Genomic DNA, 17,882 nt, shown 5'->3' on the forward strand with positions numbered 1-17,882 from the left:
GGGGGCGGCATGAGCAGGGCGTCCCGTGCGCAGCAGCGCCTGGCCGTCCGCTTCTTCGACGACCGCATCCTGCTCACGGACACGTGCGCGTGGGCGTACTTCCGCCTTCCGACGGTCAGCTACGAGTTCGTCACGCCGGAGGAGCGCGAGGCGCTGGCCACCAACATCACGATCGCGCTGGCCGCGATCAGGATGCCCGACGCCGAGGTGCACCTGCGGGTGGCGCATCGGGCCTACCCGGCGGCCGAGTGGGCGATGGCGCTCAACGGCACCTCCGACGAGGGGCCTGGGTGGCGCGACTACCTGGAGGAGATGTACCGCCACGTCTGGGCCAAGGACTTCTGGACCAAGGAGGTCTATCTCGGGGTCCGGCTGGGGGCGCGGGGCAAGCAGCTCGGCGCGGGCGCGCTGGCCCAGCTTCTCGGGTTCTACCAGCGTACGGAGAAGGTGCTGGGCCTGGATGACGACCACGTGCCGGACGGCGAGATCACGCGCTGGACCGAACAGGCCGAACGGCTCGGGCGGGCACTCGCCTCCAGCGCCCTCTACGCCAGGCACGCCACCTCCACGGAGGTGGCGTGGTTGTTCCAGCACGCGGCGGCGGGCGGGCTCGCCGACGGGCCGCCGTCGGCCAGCCCGAAGCGGCGCTGGGGCAAGGGCGAGATCGAGGCGCTGGTCGAGGGGGAGATCCACAACGGCCGGTCGCTGCTGCGCGTCGTGCAGCCGCAGGGCGACTCGTACGTGGCCCACCTGTCGTTCGCGCGGTTCCCCGACCTGATGCCGTTCCCCGACGGCGAGCCGTGGATGCACTTCGCCGACCAGTTGCCGTTCCCGGTGGAGATCTCGTCCCGGATGCGGCTGATCCCGCCGGTGAAGGCGTCCCGCGACGTGGCGCGCAAGCTGGCGCACGCCCGTGACATGGACATCCACATCCGCGAGGCCGGCGCGGAGGCGCCGCTGGCGCTGGCGGAGCAGATCGACGCGGCCCGGATGCTGGAGCACGGCATCACCAAGGAGCGGCTGCCGTTCGTGTACGGGTGGCACCGGCTGATCGTGTCGGCCCCGACCGAGGACATCTGCGTGCAGCGGGTGGAGGCGGTCGTCGAGCACTACCGCGACATGGGCATCGACGTGGTGAACTCGACGGGCGACCAGTTCTCGCTGTTCTGCGAGTCGCTGCCGGGCGAGCGGGTCAAGATCAACGCCTATGCCCAGCGGCAGCCGCTGCGGACGATCGCGGGCGGCATGGCCACGGCGACCGTCGATCTCGGCGACCGGCTCGAACACGACGGCGAGGGCTGGCTGGGCCCCTACATCGGCGAGACCGTCGGCCGGGCCCGCAGCATCGTCCACTTCGACCCGCTGCTGGCCGCGAGCCGCAACCGGCCCACGGCGATCGCGATCACCGGCGAGCCGGGCGGCGGCAAGACCACGCTCGCGCTGCTGATGATCTACCAGATGGCGCTGCGCGGCGTCACGGTGGCGGTGATCGACCCGAAGGGCGACGCCGAGTCGCTGGTGCGGCTGCTCGACAAGCGGGGCCGCAAGGCGCGGATCATCCCGCTCGGGGCGGCCGCGCCCGGCCTGCTCGACCCGTTCTCGTTCGGTGACGACATCGCGGCCAAGAAGACGATGGCCACCGAGACGCTCAGGCTGCTGCTGCCGCGCATGTCGGAGGAGCGCGAGTCGGCCATGATCCAGGCGGTGGCGGCGGTGTCCAACCAGCCGGACCCGTCGCTCGGCAAGGTCGTCGACCACCTGGAGCGGGCCGAGGACGCCGCGTCGAAGAACCTCGGCGCGGTGCTGCGCTCGATGTCGGAGATGCATCTGGCCAGGCTCTGCTTCGACCCGTCAGGCGGTGACCAGATCGACAGCGAGGGCTGGACCACCGTGTTCACGCTCGGCGGGCTGACCCTGCCGGACGTGGCCACGACCAGGGACGACTACTCCTACGAGCAGCGGCTCTCGGTGGCGCTGCTCTACCTGGTGTCCCAGTTCGCCAGGCGGCTGATGAACGGGCTCGACCGGCGCGCGCCCAAGGCCATCTTCCTGGACGAGGCGTGGGCGATCACCTCCACGCCGGAGGGCGCGAAGCTGGTGCCCGAGGTCAGCCGGATGGGCCGCTCCCGCAACACCGCGCTGGTGCTCGTCAGCCAGAACGCGGGCGACCTGCTCAACGAGCAGGTGACGAACTGCCTGTCGTCCGTGTTCGCCTTCCGGTCGACCGAACGGGTGGAGGTCGACCACGTGATGTCACTGCTCGGGGTGGAGCCCCTGGAGGAGCACAAGGCCGTGCTCCGCTCGCTGGGCAACGGGGAGTGCGTGTTCCGCGATCTGGACGGCAGGGCGGGCCGCATCGGGGTGGACCTCATCTCGGAGGAGCTTCTCCGTTGGCTCGACACGAACCCGACGCACGACAAACCCGACGGCGACGGGCATGATGATCTTCAGGGGGGCATCGGCAGGGCGCAGGAGGTGCGGTCATGAAGATCCGGCTACCCAGGCGGTGGGCGCTCGCCGTGGTGACGGTGCTGCTCGGCTTCGTCGTGGTGCCCGTCGTGATCGGCGCCACGTCGCCGGCCGCGGCCGCGCCCTGCGACCTGTCGGGCGAGCTCGCGCCCGAGGTGATCGGCAGCGGCGTCGACGGCATGATCCAGCCACCGGTCCCCGAGGGCGGCGCGGCGCAGCCCGTCACCAACTACGGCCAGTTCGGCATGTCCGGGCAGTTCTGGCACACGCACGAGCTGGGCTGCTCCGACATCGCCGCCGTACTCGGCAACTCCTGGGCCAACACGATCTTCCTGTGGGCCAAGGCCATCGACCGGCTGACCATCACGACGTACCAGGCCGCGGCCACCGAGGGACCGCTCCAGGCGATCAAGGACGTGGTCGACGACATCGTCACGAACCTGTCGCAGGCCATGTACTGGCCGTATCTCCAGCCGGTCGTCATCCTCGGCGCGATCTGGCTCGCCTGGTACGGGCTGATCCGCAAGCGGGCCACCACCACCGCCGAGGGCGTGATCTGGATGGTGCTCGCGGTCACGGTCGCGACCTGGTTCCTCAGCCGGCCGCAGGACTTCACCGGGCTGGGCAAGGTCGTCACGGACAAGACCGGCGAAGTGGTCAACTCCGCCTTCTCCGGCCTGCCCGGCGCGGGCGGCGCGTCCTGCCTCCCGCCGCCCGGCGAGACCAACCCCCAGGTGCGGGCCGGCGGCTTCGGGCAGAACGGCACGCCCGGCGTCGACCAGAACGCCGACGCCCTCTGGTCCACGCTGGTGTGCAAGCCGTGGCTGATGGGCATGTTCGGCACCGCCGACCCCAACCAGCCGATCGTGCGCGACTTCGGCCGGGTCATGCTGGAGACCCAGTCCATCCCGGCCGCGACGGCCGAGAACCCGGCTCCCGACGTGGGCGCCCACCAGGCGAAGTACGCCGAGGTCGCCGACAAGCTGAGAAACGACTCGCGCTACTTCATCTTCTCCGGCCGTGACTGGACGAGCCGGCTGGGCGTGGCCATCGGGGCGCTGATCGCCGCCATGGTGGCCGGGGTGCTCATCTTCCTGGTGGCGGTGTCGCTGCTGGTGCTGAAGGTGGGCTTCCTGCTGTTGCTGATACTCGGGCCGGTGTTCCTGCTCATCGGCGTGCATCCGGGCAGCGGGCGGATCATCGCCATGCGCTGGGTGGAGATGCTCGTCGGCACGCTGCTCCGGCAGGCCGTGCTGGCGCTCGTGCTCGGGGTGCTCGTGTACGGGTACGCGCTGATCATCTCGACGGCGATGCCGTGGGGGCTGCAGATCCTGTTCATGGCGTTGCTGACGATCGCGGTGTTCTTCTACCGCAGACCGTTCCAGCACCTGTTCGCCTCGATCAACGGGCACACGCTCGCCACCCGGATGCTCGGCGAGGCGGCCAGTTCGCGGACCTTGGAGCGCTCGGCGAACGTGCTGCCGCCGGTGGCGTCGGCGCGGATCGGGCGCTGGGGAGTGCGCAAGGCCGAGCCGCTCATCACGGCCGCGGCGTCCGGAGGGGTGGCCGGCGCGGCCGCCGCCGGGGTCGCCCAGGGGCGGGCCAGGGGCGAGGAGGGCGAGGGCGCCTCGGGCGTGCGCGTGCCCGCGCCGCTGGACAAGGAGCAGCAGGGCGCCAAGGGCGTCGGCAGGGGCGTGCCCGAGGCGCGCAAGGGCGACGCGCCGCCGCTCAACCTGAACGGGGCGAACGGGCGGGGCGGCGCCCCCGGGCGCGGTCCCGTGCGGTCGGGCGCCGGTGCGGGCGGAGCCCGGGCGGCCGGTGGTCCCCGGGGCTCGGGCGGCTCCGGCTCGGGCGGCCCCCGGGTTTCCGGCGGGTCCGGAGGCGGTGGCGCCGGTGGGTCCGCCGGCTCTGGTGCGTCCGGCGGGGGCGGTTGGTTCGGCGGTGCCGGTGGTGGCTGGGCGCCGCGCGGCGGGGCCTCGTCGAGCGGTTCGCGCTCGCGCTTCGGCGGGTCGGGTGGCTCTGGCGGGTCCGGTGGCTCACGGTCCGGGGGTTCCGGATCGGGCCGGTCGCGGTCCGGCGGCGGGTCGTTGTTCGGCGGATCGGGCGGATCGGGCGGATCGGGCGGTTCCGGGTCGGGTCGGTCGCGGTTCGGCGGGTCCGGTGGCGGTTCCGGTTCCGGTGGGTCGTTGTTCGGCGGCGGGTCGCGGTCCGGCGGGTCGCGGTCCGGGCGCTCCCGGTGGAGCGACAACGGGTCCTCCGGCGGCGTCTTCGGCCGCAACCCCGACGGCCGCGTCTTCGGGGGCGGCTCGGGAGGCGGGTTCTTCGACCGCTCCGACTCCGACCGGCGCGGCTCCGAGCCGCCGCCGCTGTGGGGCAGCAGCTCGCGCAGGAGCGAGCCCGAGGTGCCCTTCTGGCTCAACCCCACCAACCCCGACAAGGACTAGACCGTGGCGCAGCCGGGTGACAGGCGAGGGCTGGTCTTCGCCGCCATCGTGGTGGTGGTCGCCGCCGTCGGCCTCTACCTGACCATGTGGCCGGACTCCCGCGAGCCCGCCGCCGAGGAGCGGGCCGCGCCCCGTATCACCACCTCGCCCGTCATCCCGGCCACGCCGCTGGCGACCGCCAGCGGCGCGCCGTTCGACGTCTACGCCTACCTGCCCATGTCGAAGGAGCAACTGGCCGCCGCCGCCGATCTGGCCGAGCGGTTCACGGCCGAGTACGCGACGTTCCGCCATGACGAGGATCCGGCCGCGTACGCGGCCCGGGTGCGCCGCTACACCACGGCCGACCTGGGCAACGTGCTCGCCCGTACCCTCACCTCGCCCGGCACCGTGGAGCAGAACCGCGCCGACCAGGTGGTCTCCACGGCCACGGCGAAACTCCGGGAAATCAGGCAGATCGAGAAGGCGTCCATCGTGTTCGTGGTCTCCGGAACGCAGCAGATCACCGCGAAGAGCGGCACCCGGCAACTGTCAGGGGACTACGCGGTCACGGTCAGCCAGCTCGGCTCCGACTGGCGTGTGTTCGACCTCCAGCCGGCGAGCGAGGGCCAGGAGGGGGACACCCAGGGGTGAACCGGACCCGGGCCGTCGTCGCGGCCGTCGTCGCCGGGGTGCTCGTGCTGCTCCTGGCCATCATCTCGCCGATGCTGATGACCTCGATCCCCTCGATCATCGGCTCCGGCGGCGAACTGCCCGACTGCACCGACGACGGCGCCGGCGTGCAGGAGGCGTCCGACTCGGCCGCCGCGGACATCCCGTCCGAATACCTGAAGCTGTACAAGGAGCACGGGGAGAAGTTAGGGGTCCAGTGGACGATCCTGGCCGCCGTGGGCAAGCGTGAGACCGATCATGGCCGGTCCACCCTGCCGGGGGTGAAGAGCGGCACCAACTACGCCGGGGCGGCCGGGCCGATGCAGTTCCTGATCAGCACGTGGGGCGGCAAGGCCAGGATCCCGGTGTCGTCGCGGTTCAACGGCTACGCCTCCGACGGCGACGGTGACGGCGTCGGCGACGTCTACAACCCGGCCGACGCGATCCTCGGGGCGGCCAAGATGCTCAAGCGCAACGGCGCCCCGGAGAACGTGCGGCGGGCGCTGTTCGTCTACAACCGCGCCTGGTGGTACGTCGACCAGGTCGAGGAGATCGCCCGCAAGTACGCCGAGTCCGGGGAGGTCGAGGTGCCGCCGGAGGCTGACGACGCGTGTGACGAGCCGCTGGTCGAGGCCGCGCCCAGCGACGTGGTGGCCAAGATTCTCGGCTTCGCGCTGGACCAGCGCGGCAAGCCGTACCTCTGGGGCGGCACCGGGCCGGACGCGTTCGACTGCTCGGGCATCATCTACGCCGCGTACCGGCACGCGGGGCTGTCGATCCCGCGCACCACGTTCGGGCAGTGGCCGTTCGGGGTGAAGATCCAGCAGGGCGACGAGCAGCCGGGCGACCTGGTGTTCTTCGACTCGGGGCCGGGCACGGGACCGGATCGGCCGGGGCACGTCGGGCTGGTCGTGTCGAAGGGCAAGATGGTGGAGGCGCGCTGCCGCCTGTGCGGGCCGATCAAGGTGACCAGTTACGAGGGCCGCGACAAGATCGTGGGCTTCACCCGGCCGCTGCAGAACCCCGACGTGCAGGGCCAGCTCGCCAAGCTGGGGGATCCCGCGCTATGACGGTGATCGTGGTGGCCGCGGTGATCGTCGGGCCGGGCGGTCGGGTGCTGGCCGCGCAGCGGGCCGAGCCGCCGGCGCTGATGGGCGGGTGGGAGTTCCCCGGCGGGAAGGTGGATCCCGGGGAGGGCGAGATCGAGGCCCTCGTACGGGAGTGCCGCGAGGAGCTCGGCGTGGAGATCGAGGTGGGCGAGCGGGTGGGCGGCGACTGGCCGCTGTCCACCGGCGGCTACGTGATGCGCGCCTGGCTGGCCCGCGTCGCCTCGGGCACGCCGCAGGCCCGTGAGCATCTGGCGTTGCGGTGGCTGGAACCCGGGGAGTACTACGACGTGGCCTGGCTGGCGGCGGACCTGCCTCTGATGGAGGCGGTGGAGAAACTCCTCGCACAGGATTGAGACGTCGCTCTCAGTGACATAACGATTACTAAGCGTTATTTCGTCGCGTCTGGGGGAGGCGTCACGATGAACCGTGGCTGGATGGTGGCCGGGGTCCTGGCCCTGGTGGCGGCCCCGGTCGTGCCCGCGGCAGCGGCGGGCGTGGCCATGGTGCTGGAACGGGTGGATGATCCCGCCGGCATGGTCAGGTGGATCAGGACAGGCGACGTGCTCCGGTACGAGGTGCGGCTGAGCGGCATGGCCGAGGACGCGAGCCTGGCGGTGGCGGCGACGCCCGTGCACTCGCTCACCGGGCTGTCCTGTGCTCGTCATGTCCCTCCATCCGACACGCCCGACCCCGGGGGCGCGGAGATCACCGCCCGGGCGCTGGCCGCCCGCGCGCTGACCGCGCCCGATGGGGTGGCGGTGCCCGGGGCGCAGGCGTGCCACTTGGGGGACGTCTCGTCGGAGAAGGCCGTACAGGTGGTGCTGTCCGTGCCGTCGGGCGCCGAGGAGGTGGAGGTGGCGGCGGTGGCCCGGCTGCGTGAGGGGGACGGCGGCCTGACGACCATCCTGCGCACCGCCACCACTTCCGTCGCCGATGAATCCTCCACCATGAACGGCCCTGCGGCCCCCGTCCCGGACCCGTGGGATGAGTCGCGGGACCCGCGCGCCGTCGAAGAGCGGGAGTTCGGCCGCTGGGAGGCGGGCGAGCGCGCGCGGCGCGAGACGTGGCAGGAGTGGCCCGGCGACCGGCGGCGGATGCGCGCCGCCGAGCCGGCGCGCCGGCCCGAGTACGGGGAGGACAGGGCGGCCTGGCGACCTGAGCGGTGGACTGGCTGGGAGAGGTCGGCGCGTGACCGCGAGGGTCACGTGGCCGAGCCTGGTCACGTGCGTGACCGCGAGGGTCACGTGGCCGAGCCTGGTCACGTGCGTGACCGCGAGGGTCACGTGGCCGAGCCTGGTCACGTGCGTGACCGCGAGGGTCACGTGGCCGAGCCTCGTCGCGTGCGTGACCGTGAAGGTTTCGGTCGCGCGGCCGAGTTCGGTGGAGCGCGTGACGCGGGGTCGGCGCGTCAGCCTGAGGGCGGGGAAGACGGCGCGGCCGGGCGAGGTGCGTGGGAGATCGGCTGGGAGGTGCCTGACGACGAGTCGGCGGGTGCTCCCGAGGGCTTGGGCCGCGCGGCGGAGCCGGGTCGGGCGCATATGGCCGGGCCGGCGCGTCAGCCTGGGGCTCGGGAGGATCGCGCGGCCGGGCGAGGTGAGCAAGGGCCTGGCCGGGGGGCGCCTGGCGCGGAGTCGGCGCCTGAACTCGGGGACCTGGGCCGTCCGGTCGAGCCTGGTCGGGTGAACGACGCCGAGTCGGCGCGTCAGCCTGGGGACCAGCGGGGCGGCGCGGAGGCGGCGGAGTCGCATGACCGGTCCGGACGGCCTGAGGCCGGTAAAGGCCGGGAGGAGCACGGGCGGGCCGGTAAGGGCTGGGGAGAGCGTGGGCGTGAGGCTGGTAAGGGCGCGGAAGAGTACGGGCGTGAGGTCGGCAAGGGCGCGGAGGAGCGCGGGCGTGAGGCCGGTAAGGGCGCGGAGGAGCACGGGTGGGGGGCCGAGCTTGAGGAGCCTTCGCTGGAGGACGGGGCGGGCGAGTGGCCCGCGGCTCCGGATCGGACGCATCAGCATGGCGAGGTGAAGCTGCCCGAGGTGGCTCCGCCGCCGGTCGAGGCCGCGCAGGAGGTGGTTCCCGGGGCGCCGCTGCCGAGGACCGTCGACGGGGCGCAGGTGAGTGTACGAGCCGCGGAGAGGACGAATCCGCTGGCCGGGGTCGGCGGGTTGCCGTACGTGGCGGGCGGGATCGGGGTGTTGCTCGTGGGACTCTGGGCAGTCGCCAAGGCACAGGCCCGGCGTATGCGGAGAAAGGTATTCTAGATCCGTCTTTACTGTTCCTTTGACCCGACTAGTATTCCCTTGACCGTGGATTCGCCAATCGCGGAGGGCACAGGTGGCACGCAAACGAGCGACGGCCGTCTCCGCCATGGTGCTCGCTATCGGGTTAACCGGCATCGGGGTCATCCCGTTCGTCGGCGCGGGCGCGACGGCTTCGGCTACGGCGCTGGACCCGGTGGAGCCGTGTGACGTCGGACAGGAGTGCCCGCCGCAGACCACGGTGACGATCACCACCACGCTCCCGACCCCGACCCCGGAGCCGGAGCAGCCCGAGACCACGATCACCAAGACGGTCACCGCGAAGCCCACCAAGACGACCAAGGCCCCCGAGCCGACGAAGACCAAGACGACCAAGGCCCCCGACCCGGCGCCGGTCACGCAGTCGGTGGCCCCGCCGCCGCAGCAACTGCCGGAGGAGACGCCGCAGGAGGTGCCGGACCCCGTCACGTCGTCGGCCGAAGAGTCGGTGCAGATGCCCACCGTGGCCGGCACCGACACCCCGACACCCGCGCTCTCCACCGACGCCGCCTCCGTCGAGAGCGACACGGTGCAGCTGGAGGTGCGCAACGCGGCGCCGGAGTACGACCAGCGCAGTCTCACCCAGCGGCTCAGCATCCCGGCGCTGATCATGGTGCTGCTGGCGTTGTTCGCGGTGCTGATCTTCGAGGGGCGGCTGCGCCGGATGGCTCACGCCGCGGCCGTGCGCAAGGCCGGTCCGCAGGCCGGGGCCTACCCCGGGGCCTATCCTCAGCAGCCCGGCCCGTACCCGCACCAGGCCGAGGGCTACCCGGCGGGGCCCGGTTACGCCACGGCGGGCGTCGCGGCCCCCGGCTACCCTGGCGGCACCGCGTACGCGCCGATCATCAGCTTCGTGCCCGTCCAGACGTTCCCGAGCGGGCAGGTCCAGTACGGCGCGGTCTACCACGACCCGAACGCCCCCCACACCGCGCCCGCCCCCATGCCCGAGCAGGGTCCCGTCGTCCTGGCTCCCGACCAGTACGGCTCGTACAGTCACCAGCCGGGCCAGCCGCCGTCGTCGGGTCACCAGCCGGGTGAGGCGAGCAGGGACTCGTCGGGTCACCAGCCGGGTGAGGCGACCAGGGAATCGTATGGTCACCAGCCGGGTGAGGCGGAGAGGGAGCAGCTCCGGGCGCCGTTCGAGCCGTTGATCGCGCCGGAGCCGCCGTCCTCCGACATCCCGCCGGGCGGCGCGGCCCCGTACGAGGACACCCCGGATCGTCCTCTGGGCCCGGCCTCGGCTGCCGAATCTGGTGACTCCGAGCCCTGGTTCGGCCCGCGGACGACAGGCAACCCGCCGTCCGACCTCGACCGTACGATCGTGCAGCGCTTCCCCGACGACGATCACGGTCCGGACGAGCGCGGACGCCACCCCCGCTGACACCCGCCTGCGGCGAGCACTGCGCGTTCCGGGCCGAGTGTGTCTGTTCACGGTGAGCGCGGCAGGTTCCGAGCGAGGGCTTGTTCACGGCGGCAAGGCGTGTTTCCGGCCGAGCGCCTCGTTCCGGGCTGAGTCCGGTGAACGCGGCGTGTTCCCGGCGGAGCGCCTGTTCCCAGCGGGACGGCGTGTTCCGGGTGCCTGCCGGTAGGACGGTGCTGGAGATGGGAAACGCGGCGGGAACAAGGGCCCGCCGCGTTTCCGAGGGTGTTACTTGGCGCGTTTGAAGATCTTGCTGCCGAGCCAGACCAGCGGGTCGTACTTGCGGTCCGCGACGCGCTCCTTCATCGGGATCAGCGCGTTGTCGGTGATCTTGATGTGCTCGGGGCACACCTCGGTGCAGCACTTGGTGATGTTGCAGTAGCCGAGCCCGTGGTCCTCCTGGGCCGACTCCTTGCGGTCCGCGACGTCGTACGGGTGCATGTCCAGCTCGGCGATCCGCATCAGGAACCGGGGCCCGGAGAAGGCCGGCTTGTTCTCCTCGTGGTCGCGGACCACGTGGCAGACGTTGTTGCACATGAAGCACTCGATGCACTTGCGGAACTCCTGGGACCGCTCGACATCGACCTGCTGCATCCGGTACTCGCCCGGCCGCACGCCCTCCGGGGGCGTGAAGGACGGCACCTCCCTGGCCTTCTGGTAGTTGTACGAGACGTCGGTGACGAGGTCCTTGATGACGGGGAAGGTCCGCATCGGCGTCACCGTGATCGTCTCGTCCTCGGCGAAGGTCGACATGCGGGTCATGCAGCTCAGCCGCGGCTTGCCGTTGATCTCCACCGAGCAGGAGCCGCACTTGCCGGCCTTGCAGTTCCAGCGCACGGCCAGGTCGGGGGCCTGGGTCGCCTGGAGCCGGTGGATGATGTCGAGGACGACCTCGCCTTCGTTCACCTCGACGGTGAAGTCCTCGAGCTTGCCCTCGCCGCTCTCACCGCGCCAGATCCTGAACTTCGCCTTGTAACTCATTTCGCGATCCTGTCGAACTCGTCCATCTCGTCGTCGGTGAGGTACTTGCTCAGCTCGTCGCGGTCGAACAGAGTGATCAGGTCGTCCCGCATCGCGGGCTGCTCCTGTTCTTCGACCGTGATGGACCCGCCGTCCTCGGTGGAGCAGACCAGCAGCTTGCGCCGCCACTCCGGCCGCATGCCCGGGTGGTCGTCGCGGGTGTGGCCGCCGCGGCTCTCCTCGCGCATCAGCGCGGCCTTGGCCACGCACTCCGACACGAGGACCATGTTGCGCAGGTCGAGCGCGAGGTGCCAGCCGGGGTTGTAGATGCGCGAGCCGCCCGCGCCGACGAGCTGCACGCGCTCCTTGAGCTTCTCCACGACCTCCAGCGCCTCGGTGAGCTCCTCGGCCTTGCGGATGATGCCGGCCAGCTCGTTCATGGTCCGCTGGAGCTCGTGGTGCACTTCGTACGGGTTCTCGCCGCTGGAGCGCTCGAGCGGCGCCAGCGCCTCGGTGCGGGCCGCGTCCACCTGCTCCTGGGCCACCTTGGGCCGGGCGGGCAGCGCGTCCACGTAGGCCGCGGCGCCGGCGCCCGCGCGCCGGCCGAACACCAGCAGGTCCGACAGCGAGTTGCCGCCGAGCCGGTTGGAGCCGTGCATGCCGCCGGACACCTCGCCGGCCGCGAACAGCCCGGGTACGGACGCGCCGCCGGTGTCGGCGTCGACCTCGACGCCGCCCATGATGTAGTGGCAGGTCGGGCCCACCTGCATGGGCTCGGCGGTGATGTCGACGTCGGCCAGCTCCTTGAACTGGTGGTGCATCGACGGCAGCCGCCGCTTGATCTCCTCGGCCGGGAGGCGGGTGGACACGTCCAGGTAGACGCCGCCCTGCGGGGACCCGCGGCCTGCCTTCACCTCGGCGTTGATGGCCCTGGCCACCTCGTCACGGGGGAGCAGCTCCGGAGGCCGGCGGTTGTTGGCCTGGTCGGTGTACCAGCGGTCGCCCTCCTCCTCGGTGGTGGCGTACTTGTCCTTGAACACCTCGGGGATGTACTTGAACATGAAGCGCTCGCCCTCGGAGTTGCGCAGCACGCCGCCGTCGCCGCGGACCGACTCGGTGACGAGGATGCCGCGCACGGAGGGCGGCCAGACCATCCCGGTGGGGTGGAACTGGATGAACTCCATGTTGATGAGGTTCGCGCCGGCCAGCAGGGCCAGGGCGTGACCGTCACCGGTGTACTCCCAGGAGTTCGAGGTGACCACGTAGGACTTGCCGATGCCGCCGGTGGCCAGCACCACGGCGGGCGCGTCGAAGAGGACGAAGCTGCCGGTCTCGCGCCAGTAGCCGAACGCCCCGGAGATCCGGTCGCCGTCCTTGAGCAGGCGCGTGACCGTACATTCCTGGAAGACCTTGATGTAGGCCTCGTAGTCGCCGTGCTGCTCGTGGTCCTCCTGCTGGAGGGCCACCACGCGCTGCTGGAGCGTGCGGATCATCTCCAGGCCGGTGCGGTCGCCGACGTGCGCCAGGCGGGGATACTCGTGGCCGCCGAAGTTGCGCTGGCTGATCTTGCCGTCCTTGGTGCGGTCGAAGAGCGCTCCCCAGGCCTCCAGCTCCCAGACCCGGTCCGGCGCCTCCTTCGCGTGCAGCTCGGCCATCCGCCAGTTGTTGAGGAACTTGCCGCCCCGCATGGTGTCGCGGAAGTGCACCATCCAGTTGTCGTCGGAGTTGACGTTCCCCATCGCGGCGGCGGCCCCGCCCTCGGCCATGACGGTGTGGGCCTTGCCGAACAGCGACTTGCACACGATCGCCGTGCGCTTGCCCTGCTGGCGGGCCTCGATGGCGGCACGCAGCCCGGCGCCTCCCGCGCCGATGACGACCACGTCGTACTCGTGACGCTCGATGTTGATCGAGTTATCCACTTGAACTGATCCTTACGCGAACGGGAAGGCGATGATGCCCTTGGCCACCAGGCGGACGTAGAGGTCGGCGCCCATGACGGAGAACATCGAGGCCCACGCCCACTGCTGGTGCTTGGCGTTGAGCTTGGAGACGAAGGTCCAGGCCCGGTAGCGGAGCGGGTGACGGGAGAAGTGGTTGAGCCGGCCCGCGGTGATGTGACGGCAGGAGTGGCAGCCGAGCGTGTAGCCGAGGATGAGCACGGCGTTGAGCATCAGGATCCAGCTGCCGAGGCCGATCGGCTTGTGCACGACGGCCAGCACGGCGTCGTAGGTGAGGATGGCGCCGATCAGGAGCGCGAAGTAGAAGAAGTAGCGGTGGATGTTCTGCATGATCAGCGGGAAGCGGGTCTCACCGGTGTACTTCCCGTGCGGCTCCTGCACCGCGCACGCGGCGGGCGACAGCCAGAACGAGCGGTAGTAGGACTTGCGGTAGTAGTAGCACGTCAGCCGGAACCCGCCCGGCAGGCCGAGGATCAGCAGCCCCGGCGGGAGCGCGTACCAGTCGCCGACGGGCGCCCACCCGAACAGCCGCGCGCCGTCACAGACCTCCTGCGTGGTCAGACAGGGTGCGGCGAAGGGGGCGATGTAGGGTTCGGCGAAGTTGCTCGTGTCGAGGATCGCCCACACACCGTAGATCAGAAATGAGCTGAGCCCGAGGAATACCAGCAGCGGGGTGAGCCACCACCGGTCGGTGCGCAGCGTGCGCACCTTGACCTGGGCACGCTGCTTTCTCGCTGGGGCATCGGGCGTCGTCTGGGTCATCGCGGACCTCTCCACCTCCCGCGGACCCCGCACGCCTGGGGTCCGGGTCGTTCTTCTAGGCGCGTTCGGCGGTGACTATGCCGCGCGGGCGCGCAGTTGGTGTGGCATACGTTACGACGAGCGCATCGCGATTTGTGAGGACGGTCACTCACTTTCTCCTGCTCACGCTGTGATTCCTGTCACGTATCCCGTCAGGGGCGCTGTCCCTGGTAAGGCAACTTCACCACAGTCACAAAAAAGTTATCGATTTGACAGACAACCCTTATGAATTGCCCAAAATCTGCGGGTTTAGCCACGTATGCATTGGCGTGCAGCCGGTAACTCCGGACGACGTCCTCCTCGGCCTTCGACGTCGTCAGGACGACCACCGGGATCGTCCTGAGTACCGGGTCGGCCTTCACCTCCCTGAGCACCTCCAGGCCGCTCTTCCTGGGCAGGTTGAGGTCGTCGTCCTCCACCAGGAGCACCTCGACAGGCCGCCAGTCAGGCATCGTCGTCACCGGCGGCGGGCAGCGTCCAGCGGAACGTGGTGCCGCGGCCGCCGGTCTCGCCCGAGTCGCCGTCGAGCCAGAGCCGGCCGCCGTGATAGTCGACGATCTTGCGGCAGAGCGCCAGGCCGATGCCGGTGCCGGCGTAGACGTCGCGCGGGTGCAGCCGCTGGAAGATCAGGAAGATGCGGTCGGCGTACTTGGGATCGACGCCGATGCCGTTGTCGGAGCAGCTGAACTCCCACATGCCGTCTCTCTCGACCGCCTCGATCCGGACGTGCGGCGGCTCGTCGCCGCGGAACTTGACCGCGTTCTCGATGAGGTTCTGGAACAGCTGGGTGAGCTGGCTGGGACTGCCCGTCACCCGGGGCAGCTCGCCCGTGGTGACCGTGGCCCCGGCGTCCTCGATGGCCGCCGACAGGTTGTCCAGCGCCGCCCGCACCGGCACGCCGCTGTCCATGGGCGCCTTCTCGCCGCCCACCCGGCCCACGCGGGAGAAGTCGAGCAGGTCGTTGATGAGCAGCTGCATGCGCTTGGCGCCGTCGACCGCGTAGTGGATGTACTGCCTGGCCCGATCGTCGAGCTCGTTCTCGTACCGCTGCTCCAGCATCTGGGTGAAGCTCGCCACCTTGCGCAGCGGCTCCTGGAGGTCGTGGCTGGCCACGTACGCGAACTGCTCCAGCTCGCCGTTGGAGCGGCGCAGCTCGTCGGCCTGGTCGGAGGCGGTGCGCCAGGCCGACAGGATGCGCCTGCGCATGGAGTCGATGTGGCTCGACAGCTCGGCCAGCTCCGCGGGCCGCTCGACGCCGAGCCGGTGGTCGAAGTCGCCGCCCGCGACCGTGCGCACCTGCTCGGTCAGCCGGGCGATGGGGTCGAGCACGGTGAAGCGCACGATGAACGCCAGCGCCACACCGGCGACCAGGATCACCACGAACAGCACCACGAGCGCGACGTTGAGCCGGTCGATCTGCGCGGCCACCTCAGGCTTGGGGGCCAGCTCGCGCGCCTGGGCGATCATCAGCATGATGAGCGCCACGCCGGCCAGGAACGCCACCGCGGTGGCCGCCCCGGCGAAGACGAACCAGCGGGCGATCGGCACCCTGCCGACGCCGGTCGGCGGCTTGGCGGGGGGAAGCGGATTGATGCTCATGTCTCGCCCCTGCTGACGATCACGGCCGCCAGATCGTCCTTGAGAGTCCCGACCTCGCCGATGAGCCGGTCGATGTCGATCGCGCCGTGCAGCCGTACCAGCTCGACGAGCCCCTCCACGCCGAGCAGCTCGCCGCCGACGGCGGCCTCGATCAGCCCGTCGGTGTAGAGCATCATCGACCAGCGCTCGCCCAGCGGCACGTCGAGCACCGCCCACTGGGCGTCCGGGAAGATGCCGAGCGGCGGGCCGGACGGCGCGCCCTCGACGACCTCGACCACCCCGCCGCGCACCAGCACCGGGGGCGGGTGGCCGGCCACCCGCATCCGGGCGCTCGCCAGGTCGGGCGCGATCGTGGCCATGCAGAGCGTGGTGAAGATCTCCGGGGCCCTGCGCTCGGCCCGCAGCAGCGTGTCGAGCGTGCGCAGCAGCAGGTCGCCGGTCTGCCCGGCGAGGACGAGGGTGCGCCAGGCGATGCGCAGCGCCACTCCGAGCGCGGCCTCGTCGGGCCCGTGGCCGCACACGTCGCCGACGATCACGTGGACCGAGCCGTCGGGCGTCTGCACCGTGTCCAGGAAGTCGCCGGCCAGCCGCTGCCCCTGCGAGCCGGGCAGGTAGCGGGTGGCGTGGCGCAGCTCGCGGGTGCGCAGCAGCGGCACGGGCAGCAGGCCGTTCTCCAGGCGGGCGTTCTCCTTGGCAGTCAGCTCCGCCTCCACCAGCCGGCGCTGGGCCAGGTCGGCGCGCTTGCGCTCCATGGCGTAGCGGATGGCCCTGGCCAGCAGCCGGGCGTCGACGTCCTGCTTCACCAGGTAGTCCTGGGCGCCCGCCTGCACCGCCGCGACCCCGACGTGAACGTCGCGTAACCCCGTCAGCACCAGCACCGCGGCGTGCGGCGCCAGGTCCAGCACGTGCTCCAGCGCCTCCAGGCCGGTCGCGTCGGGCAGCGAGAGGTCGACGAGCACGCACTGGATCTGCGGGCCGAGCTGGGCCTTCGTCTCCTCCAGGCTCCGGACCCAGGTGATCCGGGGCGGCGCCTCGGCCTGCTTCAGCAACTCCTCCACGAGGAACGCGTCTCCCGCGTCGTCCTCGACCAGGAGCAGCGTCAGCGTTTCGTTCAGAGTCGCGGTCACGCACGCCCTTCCGCAGATTGAGGCCGTGCTGCTCATTCTGCGATGAGCTCGACCCCTTGTGGAAGGGTGCCTTCCTGCCCTGCTTCGATCACGTAAGAGAGAAGCGTCGCCCGGAACGCCTGCGCGGCCCTGATCGGTTCCACGTCCTTGCGGTGCGCCAGCGCGATGGTCCGGCTCAGCCCGGGCGGCGCCAGCGGCGTGCCGGCCAGCCCCGGCCGCCCGTCGAGCACCATCGACGGCACCACGGCAACGCCCAGCCCCGCCTCCACGAACCGCAGCACCGCGTCCATCTCGCCGCCCTGGACCGCGAACCGGGGCTCGAACCCGGCCTGCCGGCAGGCCGCCAGCGTCGCGTCGCGCAGGTCGTAGCCGGTCCTGAACATCACCAGCGGCCTGCCGCGCAGCTCGTCGATGCGCAGGTACGGCTTGCGCGGCCGCTCGGCGGCGGGCGAGGCCACGACCAGGTTCTCGCGCAGGATCTCCTCCGTCACCAGCGACGGGTCGTCGTGCTGCAGCGGCATGATGATCAGCGACATGTCGAGCTGGCCGCGCGCCAGCGCGCGCACCAGGTCGCGCGAGCCGCCCTCCTCGACCAGCAGGCCGATCCCCGGGTACGAGTGATGGAAGCGGGCCAGGGCGTCGGCCATGAGCCCCGCGCAGAGCGAGGGCGTCGCGCCCAGCCGCACCTGGCCCCGGCGCAGCCCGGCCAGCTCGGCGACCGCCTGCCTGGCGGTGTCGGCGTCGGCCAGCATCCGGCGGGCCAGCGGCAGCAGCGCCTCCCCGGCCGGGGTCAGCGTGACGTTGCCGCGCGCCCGGGAGAACAGCGGCGCGCCCAGCTCGTGCTCCAGCGCCTTGATCTGCTTGCTGAGCGACGGCTGCGCGACCCGCATCCGCTCAGCCGCGTGGGTGAAGTGCCTGGTCTCGGACACGGTGACGAAGTACGCCAACTGCTGGAACTGCATGTGATTTTCCTCGCAACCGGCCAGCCCGGTGAACGTGCTTATGCCGTACAAACCAGACATCATAGCCGCTGGCTATCGAAACCAGGCCCCTCATGAC

At 71.2% G+C, this 17,882-nt stretch carries 13 protein-coding genes and 1 pseudogene; 7 read left to right on the plus strand and 7 right to left on the minus strand.

Annotated features, from left to right (window positions below; translation table 11 throughout):
• The first annotated feature begins 9 nt into the window (after window positions 1-9).
• The 7 genes from FR742_RS01315 to FR742_RS01345 all read left to right on the plus strand — a co-directional run bounded on the left by FR742_RS01315 (window position 10) and on the right by FR742_RS01345 (window position 10,339).
• A complete protein-coding gene (locus FR742_RS01315) occupies window positions 10-2,487 on the plus strand; it encodes an ATP-binding protein (RefSeq protein WP_148029206.1) in 2,478 nt (825 codons plus the stop codon).
• Complete coding sequence (locus FR742_RS01320; protein ID WP_148029207.1) at window positions 2,484-4,913, plus strand: type IV secretion system protein; 2,430 nt, start codon at window positions 2,484-2,486, stop codon at window positions 4,911-4,913. The genes FR742_RS01315 and FR742_RS01320 overlap by 4 nt, the downstream gene beginning before the upstream one ends.
• A 3-nt stretch (window positions 4,914-4,916) precedes the next feature.
• Window positions 4,917-5,543 carry a hypothetical protein gene (locus FR742_RS01325; protein WP_148029208.1) on the plus strand — a complete coding sequence of 209 codons (627 nt, stop codon included), beginning with the start codon at window positions 4,917-4,919 and terminating at the stop codon, window positions 5,541-5,543.
• On the plus strand, window positions 5,540-6,631 hold the full coding sequence (locus tag FR742_RS01330) for an NlpC/P60 family protein (RefSeq protein ID WP_261808300.1): 1,092 nt from the start codon (window positions 5,540-5,542) through the stop codon (window positions 6,629-6,631). The genes FR742_RS01325 and FR742_RS01330 overlap by 4 nt, the downstream gene beginning before the upstream one ends.
• Entirely contained in the window at window positions 6,628-7,023 is a 396-nt protein-coding gene (locus FR742_RS01335; protein WP_148029209.1) for a (deoxy)nucleoside triphosphate pyrophosphohydrolase, read from the plus strand. The genes FR742_RS01330 and FR742_RS01335 overlap by 4 nt, the downstream gene beginning before the upstream one ends.
• 66 nt (window positions 7,024-7,089) lie before the next feature.
• Window positions 7,090-8,922 (plus strand): hypothetical protein, encoded by a 1,833-nt coding sequence (locus FR742_RS01340; RefSeq protein ID WP_148029210.1) that lies wholly within the window; start codon window positions 7,090-7,092, stop codon window positions 8,920-8,922.
• Window positions 8,923-8,995: 73 nt separating this feature from the next.
• On the plus strand, window positions 8,996-10,339 hold the full coding sequence (locus FR742_RS01345) for a hypothetical protein (RefSeq protein WP_148029211.1): 1,344 nt from the start codon (window positions 8,996-8,998) through the stop codon (window positions 10,337-10,339).
• 267 nt (window positions 10,340-10,606) lie between these two features.
• Here FR742_RS01345 and FR742_RS01350 read toward each other — a convergent pair whose 3' ends face one another.
• The 7 genes and pseudogenes from FR742_RS01350 to FR742_RS01380 all read right to left on the minus strand — a co-directional run bounded on the left by FR742_RS01350 (window position 10,607) and on the right by FR742_RS01380 (window position 17,785).
• The gene (locus FR742_RS01350) at window positions 10,607-11,359 is read right to left on the minus strand and encodes a succinate dehydrogenase/fumarate reductase iron-sulfur subunit (RefSeq protein ID WP_148029212.1); all 753 of its coding nucleotides are present in this window, start codon (window positions 11,357-11,359) and stop codon (window positions 10,607-10,609) included.
• The gene (locus FR742_RS01355) at window positions 11,356-13,245 is read right to left on the minus strand and encodes a fumarate reductase/succinate dehydrogenase flavoprotein subunit (protein ID WP_148034271.1); all 1,890 of its coding nucleotides are present in this window, start codon (window positions 13,243-13,245) and stop codon (window positions 11,356-11,358) included. The genes FR742_RS01350 and FR742_RS01355 overlap by 4 nt, the downstream gene beginning before the upstream one ends.
• A 24-nt stretch (window positions 13,246-13,269) precedes the next feature.
• A complete protein-coding gene (locus tag FR742_RS01360) occupies window positions 13,270-14,058 on the minus strand; it encodes a hypothetical protein (protein ID WP_148029213.1) in 789 nt (262 codons plus the stop codon).
• Between the two features lie 191 nt (window positions 14,059-14,249).
• Window positions 14,250-14,537 (minus strand): annotated as a pseudogene (locus FR742_RS01365) (response regulator); the annotation flags it as partial.
• Window positions 14,538-14,541: 4 nt separating this feature from the next.
• On the minus strand, window positions 14,542-15,696 hold the full coding sequence (locus tag FR742_RS01370; protein WP_148029215.1) for an ATP-binding protein: 1,155 nt from the start codon (window positions 15,694-15,696) through the stop codon (window positions 14,542-14,544).
• Window positions 15,693-16,823 (minus strand): PP2C family protein-serine/threonine phosphatase, encoded by a 1,131-nt coding sequence (locus FR742_RS01375; protein ID WP_148029216.1) that lies wholly within the window; start codon window positions 16,821-16,823, stop codon window positions 15,693-15,695. The genes FR742_RS01370 and FR742_RS01375 overlap by 4 nt, the downstream gene beginning before the upstream one ends.
• A gap of 32 nt (window positions 16,824-16,855) precedes the next feature.
• Window positions 16,856-17,785 (minus strand): LysR family transcriptional regulator, encoded by a 930-nt coding sequence (locus tag FR742_RS01380; protein ID WP_148034272.1) that lies wholly within the window; start codon window positions 17,783-17,785, stop codon window positions 16,856-16,858.
• Window positions 17,786-17,882: the final 97 nt, after the last annotated feature.

The organism is Nonomuraea sp. C10 (assembly GCF_008017515.1).
Taxonomy (GTDB): Bacteria; Actinomycetota; Actinomycetes; order Streptosporangiales; family Streptosporangiaceae; genus Nonomuraea; species Nonomuraea ferruginea.

Coding starts and splice junctions, on each gene's coding strand:
- FR742_RS01315 (WP_148029206.1), top strand. CDS start 10: ATGAGCAGGGCGTCCCGTGCGCAGCAGCGCCTGGCCGTCCGCTTCTTC.
- FR742_RS01320 (WP_148029207.1), top strand. CDS start 2,484: ATGAAGATCCGGCTACCCAGGCGGTGGGCGCTCGCCGTGGTGACGGTG.
- FR742_RS01370 (WP_148029215.1), bottom strand. CDS start 15,696: ATGAGCATCAATCCGCTTCCCCCCGCCAAGCCGCCGACCGGCGTCGGC.
- FR742_RS01380 (WP_148034272.1), bottom strand. CDS start 17,785: ATGCAGTTCCAGCAGTTGGCGTACTTCGTCACCGTGTCCGAGACCAGG.
- FR742_RS01360 (WP_148029213.1), bottom strand. CDS start 14,058: ATGACCCAGACGACGCCCGATGCCCCAGCGAGAAAGCAGCGTGCCCAG.
- FR742_RS01340 (WP_148029210.1), top strand. CDS start 7,090: ATGAACCGTGGCTGGATGGTGGCCGGGGTCCTGGCCCTGGTGGCGGCC.
- FR742_RS01350 (WP_148029212.1), bottom strand. CDS start 11,359: ATGAGTTACAAGGCGAAGTTCAGGATCTGGCGCGGTGAGAGCGGCGAG.
- FR742_RS01335 (WP_148029209.1), top strand. CDS start 6,628: ATGACGGTGATCGTGGTGGCCGCGGTGATCGTCGGGCCGGGCGGTCGG.